Source organism: Methylobacter sp. S3L5C, from assembly GCF_022788635.1.
GTDB lineage: Bacteria > Pseudomonadota > Gammaproteobacteria > Methylococcales > Methylomonadaceae > Methylobacter_C.
On the sequence record NZ_CP076024.1, the window covers coordinates 4,603,458 to 4,622,272 of the forward strand.

Consider the following 18,815-nt stretch of genomic DNA (forward strand, 5'->3'; position numbering starts at 1 on the left):
TGTTTATGCTTCTGATTCGATCAAAGCCGCTGACAAAATCATTACGCGCTTACTTACACCGGCAACCGTGCGTTGAATGGTTGTTCGGGATTTGCCGGTTTTTAAGTCTTTTTCAGGCTTAAGAATGTGGCCTTTTTCAAGCAACCGCCGCCATAGGCTAGATGGGCTTATCAAGAAAGCATCGCCTTGACTACGTGCGAATTGCTGAACAATCTTAAATACAGTGTCTTGTGTTAGCCATACCTCAGCGGCATCATTGCCGCTTGCCTCTCGATACCAGCCAACACAATCACCCATCGGCCCATAAGTGCTATCTCCCATAAGATTCTTACCCATATCCCGCCAGCCCCAAGCAAAGGGGTGTGATTCCGGTGGGTCTTGCTTAAGGTGTCCGGCAATGTGCGCATTACCACTACTGAAAGCGGCGCGTAACAGTTGTAAGAAACGCTCTGATTCGTCTTGTTCGTTTTGATACGCGCCTTGTTCGCTGAAAGCCTGCTGTAAATGGCTCTCTACATCACCCAATAACACGCTGGTTTCATCTACATTCATGGCATTAATATCTTGCAGAAAATAAGTAAAGGTTTCAGCGGCGGCGGCCAGATTCGCGTAAATTTCAGGGGCGCGTGGGTGTGATGTGGCTATGCCATTACGAATGGCGACGTTGCGGTATTGCTCGACCATCTTGGGAAAATCAGTTTTAAATTGATCCAGGCGCGGTGCTAACCATTGCAGATAAGCCGACATTAAGCCCATGAATAACCCATCTTTGGCGGCTTGCTGTAATTGGGTCAATACCGTGTTATCAACATCGGCGCGGGATAACTCCAAAATTAACAAACGGCCTAACAATGATTGACCACGCGGCAAATCTTCGGCGGTTATTAACATCATTGACCGGTTGTAGGGTGCGGCCTTAGCCATCATGTTGGAATCACGGCGGCCCCGTCCTGCTTGGTTGCCGGTGTTTCTAATCAGGCGTTCAGCCATTGCATGTAATTTACTGGCTTCTGCCGGACTAACTGAGGGCTTAAAGTCGTCAACCGTAAAAATTCCATCTTTAACTTGGTGTGATTTCATTTCGCAGTCGTTCACAGAGTCCGACCAATTAGACGGAAAGTTACGCGCGGTAAAGTTGCCAAAAAAGGCTTGAGCAATTGCAGCAACGGCTGATTTTCTGGAACCTGTCAAACCATGCAGCCAGATTGCAAAGTCGGTAGGCTGACACTCTCCCAACGGCGCACGCGCTACCGCTGCCAACATGACGACACCGACAAAGGGCTTGTTCGGGCAAATAGTGAGGAACGCCAAAGCACTGGCAACGGCTGTCTTAAGCTCGTCACCTGCTAATGGTGCGGGGAGCTGGTAACGGCTCATGTGACCGTTACCTAAATCAACTTCAATACCGCCTATCAAACCAGCGGCGGTAATCGCTCCCGATCCGGTTAGATAATGCCAGACATCATTGATCTTTTTCCAACCGGTAAACCTGTAAACAGTACGACGGGGAATATCGCCATTGATGTTTGAGTACAGATGAATAGCTGCCCTGAGATTATCTTTTTTAGATGGCCCAGGGAAAATGAATGGCGTAGTGCCCCAATGCTCATTGGGCCAATTACCCAACGATGAATAAAACGATTTTGCAGGCACATCCACCACCGGCAAAGACAAGCCATCGTTTCTTCTACCTTCCACCCGTAAAAAGGTAGAATCGGCCAGCCCATCATCCTGGTTGATTTCTTCAATAATCTTGCAAGTAAAGTTACACAAGGCAAATTCAACAAAGCCATCCCCATCACCACCAGCTCTAACGGCTTTGACTTGATGAAAAGCCCCGTGTTTAACAGAGTAATCGCCAAACTTCTCGACTTTACTGGCTCCCGATCCGCTCCCAGTTCCACCGCCTCCGGTCTTGATTGCGGGTTTTTTGGCTTTGCCAACGATTGCCAATACCGGCGGTTTATTCTGAGTCATCAGACCCCCCCTGCAAAGACAAGCTGTAATCGTTAAAATCTCCAATATCAGGCGGCACAACATAACTGCCATTAATTGCTAAAGCCGCGTTAATTGCGGCTTGCTGTCCTACTCCGCTTTCGTCATTATCCCCACAAACAATGATTTCATTATCCGGGTATTGCTTGCGAATATGACCAGCAACGGCGGTTAGATTGCCTGAGCTAAAAGCTACAACCGTAAAATAGCCGGTCGTTTCATACAGACTGGCACCCGTGGCCCAACCTTCACAAATCAAAAGGATGCTATCGTTGGCTATTTTGGTAACGTTACCAATATAACAGCATGAGCCCTGTGCTTTGCCGCCTTTCATCATGCGTTTACTACCATCATCAGCAATAAACTGTAAGCTGACTAACTCGCTGTTTTCGGCATAGAGCGGCACAACTAACGCGCCTTTATAAATGCGCGTTGTATACGGTTGCACAGCCTTTTTAGTGAGGTACGGATGATTGATGGCCGGTGTTGCTTTGTTCCAAATATGCGCGGCCTTTTGGGTTGCTTTATCATGGCGGGTTTTTTCTTCTATCTTGCGTTGCTCGCTTTGGCGTTGGCGCTCGATTGCAAAGGCTTTTTTTTCGGCATCGGTTAACGGTTTAAAATCACCGGCCAGTTTCCAGCGAATTTTTATACCTTGTTTGAAGTCCTCAAAATAACCAGCGGCGCGTCCATCCGTGTGCAGGACATACGCGCCGTTAAGTTTTCCCTCTATTTTGAAGCGGTGTAGTTGACCGTCACCAATAACGGTTTCAGGTGGATTAATGAAGTTATCCAGCATGGCATTTTTAAATTGTTCAATGATATTTTGCATGATATTTATCCCTTAGTCGGGATTGCAATCACATCACCATCGTCTATAATGATCTTGGGTTGTGGTGGTATGATTGCAAAGAACCGGCTAATTGTGAGTGATTAGTCGGTTTTTTTATGCCTGATTGTTTTGTTCGTTCTGCTTAACGTCTGCGATTTCCTTAAGGATTGCAGCATCACTAAAGGCATTAACGATGCTGTTAACGTCCTCGATCTCTCGAATAGCGGCCATAATCACGTGATACATAACACCATCACTAAGGCGGCAATCTTCAATAGCGCCTATAAACCTATCTGCCAGCATATGTAAAATTCCGGCTGCTCTATCGGTGGATTGATTTACAGCGTCAGATAATTCATGTGGGCTGCTCATATCAAAATCAACAAACTGATCCGGTAAGCTGTGGGAAAAATTAATATTTAAGCGGGTAGTTTGGTGTTGCTCGACTTGATAAGATGGGGTGGACGCGTTCATTTCACACCGCCAGTGCTGTTTTGTTTTGCCAGAAAATCGGCTTGATGGAACGCATTAACGACGCTACGAATATCTTGTATCTCTTTTATAGCTGATTCAATCACGTTATAAACAATACTGTCATTAAGTCTGCAATCCTCATCGCCTATAAATTGAGATTCCAACATGGTCAACATAGAATCAGCCCTGTCAGTCATAGAATTAACTGCATCTACTAAATTACTGGTGCTATTTATCTTGAATTGAAGAGTTACAAAATCGCCTAGTCTGTGACTAAAATCAACATTTAAGCGAGTTACTTGGCATTGCTCAACTTGAGCGGTTTTGGTAGGCGCGTTCATTCTGCACCGACCGTGGCTTTATGGTTAACAGCATCGTGATGTATTTCTACAACCGCACATATATCATCAAGTTCTAACATAACCGACTTTAAAGCCCAGCTTATCGACTCTGTGTTTAACTGGTTGATATGCGCCTCTTGGTGTAAATCTGTAATTATGGACAGCACGGCTTTAGAACGCATTACCATCAGGTCAACGGTTTCACATAATTGCCTTGTACAAATGGCAGTGTAATCAACATCAAGGCGGTGGCTAAAATCAGGATTGAATGTGGGCTGTTGCTCTGTATCTTGAGCGGTTTGGGTAGATGCGTTCATTTTGCACCGCCAGTAATAGCAATGACCTGTTGCTCGATCTGGTATAGGTTGTCATCACTCCAGCCTCTAATATGGCGGATATGAATAACTTCGTGGAATAGTCTAAAGGCTTCAGCATCCAGTTTGATAAGTTCGCCTAAACTATGAGCAAAGGTTTCTTGTGTCCGGTAAGCACTAATAAAGGCATCGGCTAAAAACTGCCCTGAGTGACCACCATCAGCAATACGTTTAAGCAATAATTCAGGTTCTAAGGCTAATGGCTCCAAGCCTCTTTGCTGATTTTGTTGTTTGATAATGTCATCAAGTGACATTTTTTTACGGCTGTTTATGTTGAATGATTGCTCGGTTTGAGCAGGGATGTTTGTATTGTTCATGCGGATAGTCCTTGTAGAAGGGATAAGCCGCCGCCCATTGGTTCGAAACGTTGGGCGGTGGAATGTATCAAGTTCGAACTACCGCCAAGGCGCGGCCAGACTTTTAAGGGTCTGCTCAATACATCCCACCATAACAAAATAGAGATGTGTTTTTGATGGGTACAAAAAAACCACGTTTGATAGTGGCCTCTTGCGGCCTTGTTCGGTGTTCGAATCCCGACCGTCACATGGGGTGACAGTGCGGTAAGAATAGCCGCCATGTAACAATCTGTCAATCCTGATTTGATTAAATCGCTAATCTTCCAGCGCCTTTTTTGTCTGCGCTTAAGTCGGCTTGGCTTGGTGGTTTGGTCTGTAATAGTAATCATAAAGACGGCCCCGCTTTTAAATAAACCTGAGTTAGTGCGTTATCGTTACCGATATAAACAGCCGCCCTGGTCGCTGCTTTAGCCATTTGATAAATTTCAAGGTAATGAACTTCTGAATCAATACCGCGCTTAATGGCGGCAATCACGGCGGCGGTGGCGTTGGTAACGTTAACACGGGTATTAACTGCAAGATGTTGTCGTTGGCTTCCGGCAATGCCACAAGCTTTGTTGATTAGATTGTTGTAATTCAGGTGGTAAATACGGGCTTCGGTGGTACTGCCATTAACTTGAGCATATGACGTTAGGGCTTTAATGGCATCGTGTAAGTCATGATAAAAAGGCAGGTAATCAACAGCGGTTTTTTGGTCACGTCTAAATCTTCCGAAGGCTTGCACCAGGTTGATTTTTAACTCAACCACTCGCTTAGTGTTGCGCGAAAATGTCAGTAACAAATAACTTTGATCTTCACTAAGCAAAGCATAACGAGTTGGAGTACCGCCGCCTTGTTTACGCTTAACCACATCGATTTCAAATCTGAGTGGGTTAATATTTTTAAAAGCATCAAGGTATGAATCAATGGTTTTTAAAACAGCACCATGAGTAATGCCAAGATTTTTAGCCATTAAGCGACTATCTACTCTGGCCTCGTTCTTTTTCTCGGTTAAAGCTATAACATTGTTCATTGTGCGCCGCCCAATTGACCAATTAAGGCTCTTATGTCCTCAACCTTCCAAGCGGTTGTTCGCTCTCCCAGTTTTACTGGTTTTGGGTATTTTCCCGTTTTAACGCCATTAAGCCATGAGCTTCTGCATATTGGGATAAGTGGAGGTGTAGGTGGTATGGCCTTTGGGTTGCCAATGATTTGGGGTAAGCGTAAATATCCCGATTCTGGGAGTTGATGAATTGTTTTAACCATGTTGATACACTCCTATAGTGCTTATTAAACATGGTTAAATTATCTAGTTGTTTAGAGTATTTTTCTTTCTTGTTTTTGAATGTTATTTTAAGAAAGTTTTTTCTTATATTTGTAGTAAGCCTCGCGGGCTATTTCATAAGAACAATTATGCTTGTCTGCTGAGTCTTCTATTAATTTCGTTATCTTTGGTTTTTCTAATGAATTATGTTTTAGAGTTTTATTAATGATATTTTGAATTTCACAATATATATGTAGATTCCTTTCATCGGCTTGTTTTCTTAATGGGGTCATTGGTATCCACGGCAAAGTAATTTCATCATTCCAGTCACCTCCCGCAAGAATTTTTGTAAAAGCATTGGCAAAAGCTACTAAAATCCAAGGCTCAACAGGTTTTTCATCATAAACATTTATACAAAAACGTTGCATTAATATCATATAGAACTCTTTGTGCTCCATGTCTGTTGCCGTTCCATTACGGATACGAGTGCAATATTCGTCAAAATATGGCGACCTACCGTATTCAAATATATCTTCAGTATCCATTAACACTCCATCAAAGTGTAAGCCATCCAAAAAGGAATAACCGGAAACTGGAGGATGAAGCCAACTTGTAAGCCGCTAAGCCTATCCGGTTAATTAGGGTTTCCGCTGTGTTAGTGGTAAATATTTTTACGGTGTCCGATTTCGATTATCAAAATAATTAGCTCATCGTCTTTGATCTGACAAATTAACCGATAATCACCGACACGGTAACGCCAATATCCAGCAAGTTGACCTTGAAAGGCTTTACCTGTGGCGCGTGGGTTACTTTGAGTTGATAGTTTTTTTAAAAATTCGTGGATGCGTTCTCAATGCTGTATATCAAGTTTATTAATGGCATGGGCTGTCTTGACTTTAAGTTCAATGCGCCATTCCATCTAGTTGGCGCTCCAACTCTTCAAGGCTAATAACGGCATCCTCCCCTTGCTCCAACTCGGTAAGCGGTAATTGTCAATGTAGTTGTCGCCTCGACGGTTAAATCTTACTCTGGTTTGTTTTCTAAATAATCACTTCCTTGGTAGCATTTTTTTGTTTAGACCTTGTCTGGGTTAAGGTGGGCTGTCTGGATTTTTTCCCAATTACGGGAACTTCCAGTCCAGCGTTGCGGATGTTTAGCACGTGCTGCTTCGTAGACGACTTTACGGTTATCCAGAAGCTTGTCGTCCAAGCCTTCATGGCGTTGCGCTGGAGTAATAAACCGAATAGCGCTGTGACGATGCTCATGGTTGTACCATTCCACTAAGCTTGTGACCCACTGACGCGCTTCCGTAACATCGGCGAACGGCTTTAGCGGATAGTTAGGACGATATTTCAAGGTCTTAAACAACGATTCTGAGTACGGATTATCGTTGCTAACCGATGGCCGACTAAACGAAGGCATGACACCCAGTTGTTGCAAGGTCGCCAGCATAGTCGATCCCTTCATCGGACTGCCGTTGTCAGAATGCAGGATAAGCTGTTCTGCCTGTATCCCTTCACGATGACAGAGATCACGTAACAATTCGCCAGCCAAGGCGCTGTTTTCTTCTTCATACACCTGCCAACCGACGATCTTTCGGCTGAAAATATCAACAAATAGATACAGATAGAAAAACTGTCCACGGATCAGTGATGGCAGATAAGTAATGTCCCAACTGTACAGTTGATTAGGTGCTGTAGCACATGCCGCGCGTGGCTTTGTTCGTGTTTGAGCCGGACGTTCGCTACGCCGATGGGTAAGCTGTTTTTCCTCGCGCAGGATGCGATAGAAGGTCGACTCAGACGCCAGATAGCTACCTTGGTCGGCCAGTCGTGGCACGATCTGACTCGGTGGCAGATGACCAAATTCATCTGAATTAGCGACGATCAGCACCTCGGCACGCTCGATTGCTGTTAGTTTGTGTGGCGGTTGATAGTCACGCAAGGGGCGTTGATCGCAGTGAATCGTCTCACCTGTCTGCCAGCGTTGTAAGGTACGCTCACTAAGTCCTAATACTTCACAGGCTTTAGCTTGACGTGCTCCCGCAGTTACTGATTCATTAAGTAAAGCAATCACTTGTTCGCGCTCTTCGTGGCCAGTCATTCGACCTCTCCCCCCAAGAGCGCCCGGAACTTTTTTTGCAGTACCAACAGCGCTGCGGCTTCTGCTAAGGCTTTGTCTTTACGCAATAAATTGCGCTCAAGGCTTTGGACTTCTTCTTTCAATATACGCAGGACCCGCGCTTCTTCACGCTTGTCTACTAAGTCATCCTGGCGGCAGAAATCAGCTTTCCATTGTTCCAACTGATGAATAAAAACGCCGCGTTCACGACACCAGGCATTTAAGTCTTCACCGATCAAATTATAGGTTTTTTGTAAAGCAGTAAAGCGTTCTTCAGAGCTCCAATCTTCGGGACGCTTTGATTTTAGCGGTGCAAGTTTGACGTCCTGTTCCTTCTGTTTCATCCAAGCCTTCAAGGTTGTTAAATGGATATTCAATTCGTTTGCGACGGACTGAACTGATTGGTCATTACTACGATTGTATACTTTTACCAGGGCCTGCTCTCTGAAGCCTACTGAATACCTTTTATATTTTTTCATTTCTACTCTCAAATTTTATTTTTTCTTAAAAGTTGAGGCGACAACTATTCTGACGCAGGGGGGTAAGCGCCTTATCCGCTGCCCGTGCATCTTGCCAATCTTCAAGACATTCAACTAACAGTCTATTGGCTAACCTAGCCGGTGTTGTATGCTCATTTTCTGCCATCTCAGCCAGCAATATAGTAGTTTCATTATCCAGTTCTAATGTTGCCATACCATAAGCCCTTTTTTGCACTCTATTAAACTTCATTATACTTGCTTGAACAACCAGCGCCAAAATACTACATTTACACGATCTTTTTAAACGGGATCACTTGAGCGCCATTCTTTAACCCGTCCAGATAATCACTCCATGATTGCATCATCTTATGTCGTTCTGGTAAATGTGAGGTTCGGTTATAACTGCGTCCGTTTGCATCTCTTACCGCGTGGGCTAGTTGATGCTCTATAAAATCAGGTCGAAAGCCCAGCACTTCATCAAGTATGGTTCTGGCCATTGCCCTAAATCCGTGTACTGTCATTTCTGTTTTATCAAAGCCCATACGCCGTAATGCTGCCAACAATGCAACGTCTGACATTGCCCTTGAGCCGTTTGGAGTTCTTGCGGATGGAAACACAAAGCGCCCATTGCCGGTAAGCGGGCGCAAGTTGGTTAAAATCTCAATGGCTTGTTTGGATAATGGGACGATGTGAGGGGTTTGTGTTTTGGTTACCAGATAACGCCATTCTTTAGCGTCAAGGTCGACATGCTCCCATTCGGCTCGCCTCAACTCACCAGGGCGAACAAATACCAAAGGCGCAAGCTGTAAAGCGGATTTAACGATAAAAGAGCCGGTATAATCATCTATTGCTCGTAATAGTAGGGCGGCTTCTTTCGGGTCTGTAATAGATGCAAAATTACCACCTTTGGCCGGCGCCAATGCTCCGCGTAAATCCGGCGTTATATCTCTATCAATTCTACCTGTTGCAACTGCGTACCGGAAAACCTGCCCGCATAATTGTAAGGTTCTGTGTGCGGTTTCAATAGTGCCTCGATCTTCAATCAGCCTTAAGCATATCAAAATATCCATGGGCAAAATATCAGTTATGGCCTTACTACCCAGCCATGGAAATATATTTCTTTCAAGCATCCGTCTGGAACGGTTGCTTTTATCCGCCCAGGTATCAATTTTCTTTTCTCCCCATTCACGGGCGATATGTTCAAAGCTATTGATGATGGTTAGCCCTGCATCAAGGCGGCTTTCATTTTCTTTGGCTACTTGTTGAGCTACTTTTGTTTCTTTTCGTGTGTTGCTGGGGTCGATACCGTTTGAAACATTGGCGCGTGTTGTTTCGGCCTTGCGTCTGGCATCGCCTAATCCAGTGGCAGGATAAACCCCTACTGATAAAGTTTTACGCTTGCCAGCAAAGGTATAGTCGAATCTCCACCATTTAGCGCCATTGGATTTAATAATGATGTAAAGCCCTTCACCATCATTTAGGCGCTGGTCTTTGTCGGTGGCTTTTGCGTTGCGAATAGTAACGTCTTTTAGAATTTCTTTAGCCATGCAGTAACCCCTTGAAGTAATACAGTAGATTTCCTCAAATGCAGTAACTTTTAATTTTAGTTACTGTAAAAGTAGGGTTACTGTAAATCTTACTGCATAAATTGTCGACTGTTACTGCATTTCATTGCATTTCGTTGGACAATAAAAAACCCGCTAAGCCTTATGACTTGCGGGTTTCTGTACTGCTTTGAATCTTGTTGAATCGGTGTTTGGTGGAGGCGGGGGGAATTGAACCCTTCGCTTACAAATAATTTAAAATATTTACCTATTAATTTCAATGACTTATATATTTGATGGTGTTTTTTAGTGGTGGTAACTGGCGGTTTTTGGCGGTAATCACCGCCACTTTACCGCCAATTTTTAGTGATGGCCAAAGGCAAAAAAAAGCAGAAACTGAACGATCAGGCTACCGGATTTAATTTAATGGCATCCATTAAGTGCCCGGGGGCAAGATGGGCGTATCGCATCGTCATACTGATATCGGCATGGCCAAGAATTTTTTGCAGAGACAATATATTGCCACCATTCATAATAAAATGACTGGCAAATGAATGTCTCAGAATATGAGTGCACTGCCCTTTTTGAAGAATTAAGTCAGCTCTTGGTAGGGATCTTCTAAAAGCACCAATGCAGTTGATAAAAATCCTGTCATCCGGGTTCTTGTCGCCGACAAATGCCAATAGCTGTTTATAAAACAGATTATCCAGCGGAATGGTGCGGGTGCGCTTTGATTTGGTAAACTCATAGGTTATAGAGTTGTTATGCAGCTGCTTAACACACAGCCGTTCTGCTTCTCCCCATCGGGCACCGGTTCTTAGACAGATTTGCACTACATACCAGGTAGACTGGTTAATACAACCGGATTTTATTGCAGTCAATAGTGTAGTTATTTGATTGACCGATAAATATGACAGTTGCCGTTCCTGTATTTTTAAGAAATCGATATCAATAATCGGATTATCGTAATCAATAACCTTTAATTTCTTTAGCTTGTTGTACATGGCTGATAAATAGCCATGATGATTATTAAAAGTCTTGCTACTCATTCCCGATTCAAGTCTTTTAAATCGATAATTAACAAATTTCTCTGCCGATAAACTATCGGCCCGTGGATTATCAAGTTCTGTGGCCATGACCAATAAGGTCGCATGAACCCGTTCGTTATTTGATAAATTAATTCCATGATACCGAAACCACAAATCAACCAACTCTTTCAGCGTGCGAAGATCAGTTGATGTTTTCTGTATGGCCAGATGTTTGGTCAGGTACTCACGTTCAAATATTTCAGCATCGACCTTGACAGCAAACGACTTTCTAATTCTTGGAATATCCTTCCTGTCGATTTCCACTTGCCACTTACCGCTTTTAGTAACTTTTACAGACACTTATAGAACCTTACGCATGCGTATGTATGCGCGTGGTCTTGGCTTACTTTTTTTTTAAAGACCCCCTCGGAAAAGTGTAACAAACGTGACATAAAAAAAATAATCATAATAATATTAATATAATCATAAGGTTAAAGGTTAAAAAAGACACATTAAACAGGTAACAAATAAGTAACATCACCGTAACAATGTCACGCCTTTATGTCACACATTTATCACATCCTGTCACACCGTTTTAAAATCCCCACACACCACGCTGACAAAGGTTTGTAGCGTATATAAGCAAAAGCCGTGTTACGCCATGTTACATAAATATCACAATAGAAACAGTATTAACAAGGTGTTATAAAGCATTGAAAATTAACAATAAAAATAAGCTATAAAAAAAAGCGTTACAGATGTTACGCTTTTCCGGTGGGGTATCCTGAAAAAAAATAAATATATCTGTTTAATCGGCAAGTGTTGCGGCTACTCGCCGTAAACAGATACATCCATATTGGCTGTTTTAAACCGCTCTAGCACAAACGGTTGGGCGAGCGTATACAGATCCATTCTTGAATAGTCTGCTCCCGGTTCTGCACCAGATTGCATTAACGACTGCTCAATTGACTTGGCCGTCAGCCACCAGAAATCCTGTAAGGTATTTAGATCCGTGGTGTCAAAATGTTTCATTAACGGTTTATACCGATCTTCCTCATCTTTATTATTAGCATAGTCATCCTCCCTAACCTGGGAGTCTTTGACATACATGCTGCCTACTCCAGATACCAGCCAATTAATAGATACCCCATGAACAAGGAGTAGTTCCCGCAATATCTGCCCCCCAAGTGGAGTGTCATTCCATATGTGATTAGTTATTGTGCGCTCTGCAGAATCGATAGTAGCCGCTAAATCTGCGGCCTTCATGTTCCTAGAGTTTAAAAACTCAATTAATCTCTCTATTTCAGGAGATTTATTTGTTGACTTAATTTTACCGCGTGTTATTGTTTTCACAAAGCACTCCTGACAAGGTGTTTTATAGATTAATGCATTCTTAAGCACGCAATTATATAGGAAAAACAATGGCAAAGCCCAAATCACCCCCTTTAAAAAAACTAACCATCTCTTTGCACTCCAGTGTCATGGATAAAGTTAACGAGATTGCCTTAACTGAAAACCTTCTGTTGACCTCGCAGTTACGAAAGATGATCCATAGCTCGTTGAAACAAGATTACAGCGTTAATGTGCGTGGTAATAAAGTTGTTAGTGACTGATTTTAAACATTTAAAACCATTATTTAAAACTGTCTTTACCACCTAAAAAAAGGAGCTATACATGTTTAATATCATCATTAATGACGTTGAAGTCCCAGAAATACAATTCGCCCAATTGCGCGTGTTACCGTTCAAACTGATCGATAAAATTCACGGTCGGCCTGAAAATACCGCACGAAAAAGGTTCAACGATAACAAACAATATTTCGTCGAAAACGAAGACTATTTTTCATTATCAGCGTCCGATTTTCGGACGCTGATATGGGAAAAATTCGGTTTTGAACCCAAGTCAAACAGCGGAACTTTAATCACCGAATCCGGCTATTTATTGTTGGTAAAAAGTTTCACAGACAATTTAGCCTGGACCATCCAAAAAGAATTAGTACGCGGTTATTTCCGTAGCAAAGTTGATCCGGTCGAATTCAAGTTTTCCGACTGGGATAAAAACCGGCAGCGCATTTCTGCCATTGCCCAGCAATTGCCGACCATTAAAGATGCCCTGTCATTAAAACTGCTCTGGGGCGAACTGCAAGACCGTTGCGCCATTGCCGGTATCCCTGCCCCCGACTTTAAACTGGTCGGCAAAGATTACCGTCAGCAGTCACTACCTGGATTTAATGTTAAAACCTTGGACTCCTAACCACTAAAAAATCTTTATAACTCAAAAAAAAGAGAAACCATGAAAAATAACGCCCTGTACCCTGTAGCCCCATTCGTTTACAGCGACATCGAACTATCAGAAACCGTTTTAATCGACGGCATTCCCCATATCACCCGCAAAGCAGTGGGTGAATTTCTGGAATACAGTGACCCTCAAAAAGCGGTAGACAAAATGCTGGAGCGTAATTTGTACATTGAAGAGTATTCAGTACCCGTCAGATTGACGGGTACTGACGGTAAAAATTACCAAACTTTTGTCTATGATCCGATGGGATTTTTACTGATCGTCATGGAATCAAGCCAACCTAAAGCGCAGGCGATGAAAATATCCATTGCCAAATTCGTGCACCATTATGCTTTTTGCCCCGAAGAAATCACCTTCAAACAGCAACTCGAACTCAAAAAATACCGCCGTACCCTGCTCAACGACTTAGAAAAATGCTATGACAAATTCACCCAACAAGGCCTCTTAGCCGAGCTGGCAGACATAGACAGTTATTTAGGCCGCGCCTCCATTGACATAAAGCTACTGGGAAAGAAGCCCGATCAAACCGACCTGGAAGACTTAAACTAAAAAACTCCTAGGAGCTGATTGGCAACCACCCTAAAAAAGGGTGGTTTTTACATTATCGTCAATATTTAAACACTTTAAAATACGTGCAAATACCTATTTAAGCTGTTTTTTGGTGGTTTAAACTACACGCAAAGGAGTCATTCATGAATCCGTTATTAAATACCCTGGTAAACCCGTTTCAGTTTGTTGAGCAGAATGTTCGTACTGCTATTGATGATCAACATCAAGTCTGGTTTTGCGCCAAAGATGTTTGCTTAATTCTTGAAATAACTTGGTCAGGTCCAACCCTTCAAAACATCCCTGAAGACTGGGTAACCATGTTAAAACTTAACACAGTTACTGGCGACAAAGATGCCGTTTTTATTAATACCAGTGGTCTGTTTAGACTGGTTCTGCGTTCAAATAAACCCAATGCTGAAACCTTTTCAAAATGGGTCTGCGGTGAAGTCTTGCCGGAAATATGGCGTACCGGCTATTGTGAAGCCTATGACATAGAGTTTAAGGTTTTTGTCGGCGGTGATTTATGAAGCCATCACAACCAATAACCTTATCACCCGCCCGTAAAGCAAGATTATCCGAGTCGATTGCCCAACAAAACGAACAACGCGGTATTACCCCGATGCCTTTGGAGCAGGACACCTTATTGCGTCGTATAAAAGCAGGGGGCTGGTCTGGACAATTTTTAGGGCAGGCTTATTTAAGCGTTTATTTTACCGACAAGCCCTTTAATTTGTCCCTGGGTAAATTGATTAATCTGGATGCCGAAGGTTTCCGCCTGTTTCATCAGATATTGCATGTCAGGCATATTTCCGGATGGAATGATGATGCCTTATGGGATCTGGCAATCGAAGTAAGAGCGATATTAGCCAAGGAGAGCGGCCATGTGTCACCAAGCCAAGAGTGATAAAGGTTGGCTTAGGCAGTACTCACCTGTTGTTAGCCCTGTGCAATTAAACCGGTTTATCAGTAACGTTACCCAAATGACCGGTAATTATACCCATCCAACTGATCAGCAAATTGAAACTGCCCGGATGTACAGCTACCGTAATATGATGCAGGTGGTTAAATGATGATTGACCTTAACCCTCAGATCATTACCCGCCTGATCAATGAGTTTCAGTTTAAAACCCGTGGTGATCACCTCCGTGAGGGGGTGTGTCCTGCTTGTGGCAAGAAAACCTTGTGGACGTGGATAGCCAAGCCAGGCATGGTGCAATGTAACCGTACCAATGAATGCACTTGGCAGGCAACCAGCAAAGATTTGTTTCCTGAACTATTTGCCAACTTAAATAAAACTTATCCGGCAACAGAAGCTAACCCACATCAAACCGCTGATGTGTACCTGCAGTTACTACGTGGTATAAATCCTACGTTAATAGCGGGATGGTATGAACAAGGCAAATACTGGCATCCAACCGGTAATCGGGGTACGGCTACCGTGCGGTTTTATCTGGATAGTGAACGCACCATGATGTGGGAGCGCCTGATTGATGACGTGATTATCACCGGTGATGATGGCAGTCAGGAAACCCGCAACAAAAATTTTAAAGGTCATTTTCGCGGTCATTGGTGGCAACCACCGGGGTTTACTATTGCCGACAATGACGAAGTTTACTGGTGTGAAGGCATTCTTGATGCCATTGCCTTAAATCTTGCCGGGGTTAAAGCCGTTGCAATTATGTCCAGTGGTACTTTTCCCTCTGAATCTATCAAGCCGTACCTGGGAAAACATATAAAGTGGGTTATTGCTCTGGATAATGATGCCACCGGCCGTCGATGTATGAAAAAGCATGTGCATAAACTGCGGGAAATGGGCGAACAGGTCGGAGCAGCCTTATCGAGTGACATAGAGGAAAAATCAGACTGGAATGATCTGCACAAAGCGCAGAAATTGAGCGAAAAAGACATGTTGCACTATCGCTATCTTGGTCGCCTTGAGTTGGCAAAAAATCATGTTGAAAAAGCCCTGGCACAGTGGAAATACAACAAAAAAACGACCTACTTTGTGTATTTGTTTGGTAACAGCACTTATTCATTTTCAATTGATGTAAACGAATTTGAAAAATCCAAAGCAAAGATTCTTGAAACCAGCCCGGAAACCGGCTTAAAAGCCGAGCGCCAAGCCTTTACCCATGCGACAAAGATAAAAGAAATTGCTACATTTAAAATGGATTTCTTGTATTTTCAGCAACCGGATAACGGTGAAGACGGGCAGTATTTTTTCAGATTTAATTTTAGTAATCATGCTGCTGAAGTGCAGCTGCCGTTTGGTGGCAAAACTTTTGGCGGGGCCGGTGACTTTAAAAAAGCCATCATGCATAAAACCCCTTCAGCACTATTTACCGGTACGACTAAGGAGCTGGACACTATGTATCAACAATGGATGGGGCGTATCCCCAAGATCGTTAAAACGTTGGATTATGTCGGTTACGATAGCAATACCGGCGCCTATGTATATCTTGATCATGCTGTTGAAGCCGGGCAGTTGATTAAATTAAACAAGGAATCCTTTTTTCAGTTGAAAAAAACCGGTATTAAAACCACCGTCGATATCAAACAAAAACTCAATACCAAATTAGTTGCCGATTTTCTTCCGGATTACCAATCGGCCTTTGGCATTGGTGGTATGGTCGCATTAAGTTGGTGGTTGGGTACGTTAGTAGTTGAGCAAGTCCGCGAAAATCATCGTAGTTATCCCTTCTTTGAAGTCGTTGGTGAAGCTGGCTCCGGTAAATCAGACATGGTCGATTTTTTGTGGAAACTGTTGGGCCGTGAGGGTGAGTCCTTTAACCCGAACAGTTCTACATTGGCAGGTCGCACCCGCAAGATGGCCGAAGTATCCAACCTGCCCGTCGTGTTTAACGAAACTGATAATGAAAAAGTCGCCGAAGATCGGCACATGAAAGCCTTTAATTGGGATGAGCAAAAAGATCTTTTCGACGGTGAGTTTGGTCGCGTTACCGGTGTTAAATCACAAGATAACAGTACCAAAAAGCCGGTATTTAAAGCGGCATTAATGATCGTTCAGAATATTCCGGTAGCTGCTTCAGAAGCAATCATGAGTCGTATTGTGCATTTGCAATTTGATCGTACCCACCATTCACTCGCCGGTAAACATGCCTCAGACCGTTTGAATATGTTACCCACGCTGGATGTGTCCGGTTTTTTACTGCATAGCGTACAACGTGCCGAGGCTATTTTGAAACGCTTTGACGAGCGATTTAATCATCACAAGCAAGCGCTGCAAGGCAATACTAAAATAAAGTTACAACGTATTATCGAGAACCACGCCAAAATAATGGCGTTTGCTGATTGCCTGTCATTAGTATTGCCGGTATCGGATGCCACTATTGCTGACGTACACCGAGCCCTGATCGTGATGGCTGAAACCCGTCAAGAATCATTAAACGAAGAACATCCTATCGTTCAACAATTTTGGGCAACCTTTGATTACCTTAATTCAAAGCCGTTTTATCTACCCAATGGTGATACGGCATTGGCTGAAAACCAGATCAATCACAGTAATAATCCGGATATTGAAGTCGCCGTTAACCTGGTTCACTTCGGTCAGATGTGCCGAGAACATAAAATCGAAGTCATCGACGATAAATTATTACGACGTCATTTGATAGCCAGCCAAAAACGCCAGTATTTACGCAATGAACCCATACGGTCAAGGCTTGAAGGCCGGACAATCCGGTGTTGGATTTTTAAACGTTAAGGAGATAAATGATGGATAGTTCAGACAGAAATAAATTGATCAAGGCCGGGTTTCGCATAATGAGAGCAAGCAAACTCAACAAAACAATAACAGTGAACAACACTACCGGTGGATGGAATTTAATAGGAAGGTACCCAACCATCGCAGCGTTACATGCCGCTGTAAAAGAAATGCGTAACGATGAAAAAACAATCTTTGAAACGGCAGAATAGAAATTGGGTATCCGAAAAACCGTGTGGAAACAGCGTTAAATAATTGATCATATTGATAGCGTTAAACCGTAAATTTGTGTGGAATTGATATGAATGAAGTTACTGAGATAGATTTTAGAATTCCTGAGTTTCGCAATGCAGATCCAAAAGATTACGAGTTTAGATCTGATGGAAAAATAGTTAGAAAGGATCGATGGGAGGTTGGAATTCACCGCGTTGTTGGTGCTTTAGGAATGGATGTTCGTGAATTTGAAATTGATGATGTTATTTATGCAGTTAAAACAATCATTAATAGAATGCCGGATAATCCGTGCCTTTGTGGATGCTGCAAAATAGGCCACGCTCATGATAGCGATTGCAGAGTTCACGAGTCAGAGTTCTCTACTAATTCAGACTGTGACTGTACCTTATCTTGCTGCGGGTAGGAAAATTCCATACAGCACAGAAAAAATAATCCTTAGTAAATTCCATGCGCTTTTACGGATACCCTAGAAATTAAATAGCCCGCTTAAATAGCCCTATACCGCATGTTCTTTAAGCCATTCTTTTAAGGCTTCGTTCATGCGGGTTTGCCAGCCCTTTCCGGTTGATCGGAAAGCCTCCAGCACACACTTATCAACACGTAAGGCAATCTGTGTTTTATCGGAACCGACTGGACGGCCACGGCTACGCGACAAGGCAATACCGGCGCGTAATTCTTCCATAGTCGCCGGGCGGTCATCTTCATTAACACCATCCCAAACGTAATACCCATCAGATGGGGGTGTTTTCATGGCATCAAGAATTTGTTCACGATTCATTAAATTTGTTTTCGAGCCATTCATAATACATCTCCGATTCTAATTGGCTTGCCGTCCGAAAGCTGACGACCCGCACCGTGTTGTTACGATCCAAATGCACCAGTGACAAAACTGCCAACCGGTTCATTACATACGAAAAGGACTGAAGGCGCTGCTCTCCATTCCGTATTACCCTGACATCAAAACGATAACGCGATTCAAGGACTTCCCCGGCATCGGCGAAATCAAGCCCGTGTTTGCTAAGGTTCGATTGCCGTTTAGTATCATCCCAAGTAAGTTTTGTTTTCATGTTAATAATTGTATATGCAACTATTTAATACAGCAAGCCGTTTTTTTATTGACAAAGACAAACCAACCGATTAACCTAATCACGCACTGGCTCATCCAGTGTCGGGATTGGTCTCTCGGTAACTCAATGGCGCACAACCGCCTTCAAGCGGTTTTTTTA

26 protein-coding genes and 1 pseudogene are annotated in these 18,815 nt (G+C 43.2%); 9 read left to right on the forward strand and 18 right to left on the reverse strand.

Annotation, left to right across the window (positions count from 1 at the left end; genetic code table 11):
- Nucleotides 1-3: 3 nt before the first annotated feature.
- From KKZ03_RS20750 to KKZ03_RS20825, 16 genes and pseudogenes are all read right to left on the reverse strand, one after another.
- Complete coding sequence (locus tag KKZ03_RS20750; RefSeq protein ID WP_243218645.1) at nucleotides 4-1,977, reverse strand: cell wall-binding protein; 1,974 nt, start codon at nucleotides 1,975-1,977, stop codon at nucleotides 4-6.
- Nucleotides 1,964-2,827 (reverse strand): toprim domain-containing protein, encoded by an 864-nt coding sequence (locus tag KKZ03_RS20755; protein WP_243218646.1) that lies wholly within the window; start codon nucleotides 2,825-2,827, stop codon nucleotides 1,964-1,966. Before KKZ03_RS20755 ends, KKZ03_RS20750 begins: the two co-directional genes overlap by 14 nt.
- 114 nt (nucleotides 2,828-2,941) lie before the next feature.
- Complete coding sequence (locus KKZ03_RS20760) at nucleotides 2,942-3,301, reverse strand: hypothetical protein (RefSeq protein WP_243218647.1); 360 nt, start codon at nucleotides 3,299-3,301, stop codon at nucleotides 2,942-2,944.
- A complete protein-coding gene (locus KKZ03_RS20765; RefSeq protein WP_243218648.1) occupies nucleotides 3,298-3,642 on the reverse strand; it encodes a hypothetical protein in 345 nt (114 codons plus the stop codon). The genes KKZ03_RS20760 and KKZ03_RS20765 overlap by 4 nt, the downstream gene beginning before the upstream one ends.
- Complete coding sequence (locus KKZ03_RS20770) at nucleotides 3,639-3,959, reverse strand: hypothetical protein (protein WP_243218649.1); 321 nt, start codon at nucleotides 3,957-3,959, stop codon at nucleotides 3,639-3,641. Before KKZ03_RS20770 ends, KKZ03_RS20765 begins: the two co-directional genes overlap by 4 nt.
- Complete coding sequence (locus KKZ03_RS20775) at nucleotides 3,956-4,333, reverse strand: hypothetical protein (RefSeq protein WP_243218650.1); 378 nt, start codon at nucleotides 4,331-4,333, stop codon at nucleotides 3,956-3,958. Before KKZ03_RS20775 ends, KKZ03_RS20770 begins: the two co-directional genes overlap by 4 nt.
- On the reverse strand, nucleotides 4,330-4,701 hold the full coding sequence (locus tag KKZ03_RS20780; RefSeq protein WP_243218651.1) for a hypothetical protein: 372 nt from the start codon (nucleotides 4,699-4,701) through the stop codon (nucleotides 4,330-4,332). Before KKZ03_RS20780 ends, KKZ03_RS20775 begins: the two co-directional genes overlap by 4 nt.
- Nucleotides 4,698-5,384: a Rha family transcriptional regulator gene (locus tag KKZ03_RS20785; RefSeq protein WP_243218652.1), complete on the reverse strand. Its 687-nt coding sequence runs from the start codon at nucleotides 5,382-5,384 to the stop codon at nucleotides 4,698-4,700. Before KKZ03_RS20785 ends, KKZ03_RS20780 begins: the two co-directional genes overlap by 4 nt.
- Nucleotides 5,381-5,617 carry an AlpA family transcriptional regulator gene (locus KKZ03_RS20790; RefSeq protein WP_243218653.1) on the reverse strand — a complete coding sequence of 79 codons (237 nt, stop codon included), beginning with the start codon at nucleotides 5,615-5,617 and terminating at the stop codon, nucleotides 5,381-5,383. Before KKZ03_RS20790 ends, KKZ03_RS20785 begins: the two co-directional genes overlap by 4 nt.
- A gap of 87 nt (nucleotides 5,618-5,704) precedes the next feature.
- The gene (locus KKZ03_RS20795) at nucleotides 5,705-6,160 is read right to left on the reverse strand and encodes a hypothetical protein (RefSeq protein WP_243218654.1); all 456 of its coding nucleotides are present in this window, start codon (nucleotides 6,158-6,160) and stop codon (nucleotides 5,705-5,707) included.
- 110 nt (nucleotides 6,161-6,270) lie between these two features.
- Nucleotides 6,271-6,459, reverse strand: a complete 189-nt coding sequence (locus tag KKZ03_RS20800; RefSeq protein WP_371744914.1) for a type II toxin-antitoxin system RelE/ParE family toxin — start codon at nucleotides 6,457-6,459, stop codon at nucleotides 6,271-6,273.
- Between the two features lie 230 nt (nucleotides 6,460-6,689).
- A pseudogene (locus KKZ03_RS20805) lies at nucleotides 6,690-8,215 on the reverse strand (IS3 family transposase).
- Between the two features lie 25 nt (nucleotides 8,216-8,240).
- Nucleotides 8,241-8,429, reverse strand: a complete 189-nt coding sequence (locus KKZ03_RS20810; RefSeq protein ID WP_243218655.1) for a hypothetical protein — start codon at nucleotides 8,427-8,429, stop codon at nucleotides 8,241-8,243.
- A 73-nt stretch (nucleotides 8,430-8,502) separates the two neighbouring features.
- Complete coding sequence (locus tag KKZ03_RS20815; protein ID WP_243218656.1) at nucleotides 8,503-9,762, reverse strand: integrase arm-type DNA-binding domain-containing protein; 1,260 nt, start codon at nucleotides 9,760-9,762, stop codon at nucleotides 8,503-8,505.
- A 401-nt stretch (nucleotides 9,763-10,163) separates the two neighbouring features.
- Nucleotides 10,164-11,147: a tyrosine-type recombinase/integrase gene (locus tag KKZ03_RS20820; RefSeq protein WP_243218657.1), complete on the reverse strand. Its 984-nt coding sequence runs from the start codon at nucleotides 11,145-11,147 to the stop codon at nucleotides 10,164-10,166.
- Nucleotides 11,148-11,615: 468 nt separating this feature from the next.
- Nucleotides 11,616-12,140 carry a helix-turn-helix transcriptional regulator gene (locus KKZ03_RS20825; RefSeq protein WP_243218658.1) on the reverse strand — a complete coding sequence of 175 codons (525 nt, stop codon included), beginning with the start codon at nucleotides 12,138-12,140 and terminating at the stop codon, nucleotides 11,616-11,618.
- Between the two features lie 68 nt (nucleotides 12,141-12,208).
- Between KKZ03_RS20825 and KKZ03_RS20830 the strand changes: the two genes are divergently transcribed.
- From KKZ03_RS20830 to KKZ03_RS20870, 9 genes are all read left to right on the forward strand, one after another.
- Nucleotides 12,209-12,400, forward strand: coding sequence for a hypothetical protein (locus KKZ03_RS20830; RefSeq protein ID WP_243218659.1), 192 nt, complete (start codon nucleotides 12,209-12,211; stop codon nucleotides 12,398-12,400).
- A 61-nt stretch (nucleotides 12,401-12,461) separates the two neighbouring features.
- Nucleotides 12,462-13,040, forward strand: a complete 579-nt coding sequence (locus KKZ03_RS20835) for an ORF6N domain-containing protein (protein ID WP_243218660.1) — start codon at nucleotides 12,462-12,464, stop codon at nucleotides 13,038-13,040.
- Between the two features lie 39 nt (nucleotides 13,041-13,079).
- A complete protein-coding gene (locus KKZ03_RS20840) occupies nucleotides 13,080-13,634 on the forward strand; it encodes a hypothetical protein (RefSeq protein ID WP_243218661.1) in 555 nt (184 codons plus the stop codon).
- Between the two features lie 143 nt (nucleotides 13,635-13,777).
- The gene (locus KKZ03_RS20845; RefSeq protein WP_243218662.1) at nucleotides 13,778-14,161 is read left to right on the forward strand and encodes a BRO family protein; all 384 of its coding nucleotides are present in this window, start codon (nucleotides 13,778-13,780) and stop codon (nucleotides 14,159-14,161) included.
- Complete coding sequence (locus KKZ03_RS20850) at nucleotides 14,158-14,538, forward strand: hypothetical protein (protein ID WP_243218663.1); 381 nt, start codon at nucleotides 14,158-14,160, stop codon at nucleotides 14,536-14,538. The genes KKZ03_RS20845 and KKZ03_RS20850 overlap by 4 nt, the downstream gene beginning before the upstream one ends.
- Complete coding sequence (locus KKZ03_RS20855) at nucleotides 14,516-14,704, forward strand: hypothetical protein (RefSeq protein WP_243218664.1); 189 nt, start codon at nucleotides 14,516-14,518, stop codon at nucleotides 14,702-14,704. The genes KKZ03_RS20850 and KKZ03_RS20855 overlap by 23 nt, the downstream gene beginning before the upstream one ends.
- Nucleotides 14,701-17,355: a toprim domain-containing protein gene (locus tag KKZ03_RS20860; RefSeq protein WP_243218665.1), complete on the forward strand. Its 2,655-nt coding sequence runs from the start codon at nucleotides 14,701-14,703 to the stop codon at nucleotides 17,353-17,355. The genes KKZ03_RS20855 and KKZ03_RS20860 overlap by 4 nt, the downstream gene beginning before the upstream one ends.
- 8 nt (nucleotides 17,356-17,363) lie before the next feature.
- Complete coding sequence (locus KKZ03_RS20865; RefSeq protein WP_243218666.1) at nucleotides 17,364-17,567, forward strand: hypothetical protein; 204 nt, start codon at nucleotides 17,364-17,366, stop codon at nucleotides 17,565-17,567.
- Between the two features lie 89 nt (nucleotides 17,568-17,656).
- Nucleotides 17,657-17,992 (forward strand): hypothetical protein, encoded by a 336-nt coding sequence (locus KKZ03_RS20870; RefSeq protein ID WP_243218667.1) that lies wholly within the window; start codon nucleotides 17,657-17,659, stop codon nucleotides 17,990-17,992.
- A 93-nt stretch (nucleotides 17,993-18,085) separates the two neighbouring features.
- On the opposite strand, the gene KKZ03_RS20875 is transcribed toward KKZ03_RS20870, so the two are convergent.
- Nucleotides 18,086-18,391 carry a BrnA antitoxin family protein gene (locus KKZ03_RS20875; RefSeq protein ID WP_243218668.1) on the reverse strand — a complete coding sequence of 102 codons (306 nt, stop codon included), beginning with the start codon at nucleotides 18,389-18,391 and terminating at the stop codon, nucleotides 18,086-18,088.
- Complete coding sequence (locus KKZ03_RS20880) at nucleotides 18,357-18,656, reverse strand: BrnT family toxin (protein ID WP_243218669.1); 300 nt, start codon at nucleotides 18,654-18,656, stop codon at nucleotides 18,357-18,359. Before KKZ03_RS20880 ends, KKZ03_RS20875 begins: the two co-directional genes overlap by 35 nt.
- Nucleotides 18,657-18,815: the final 159 nt, after the last annotated feature.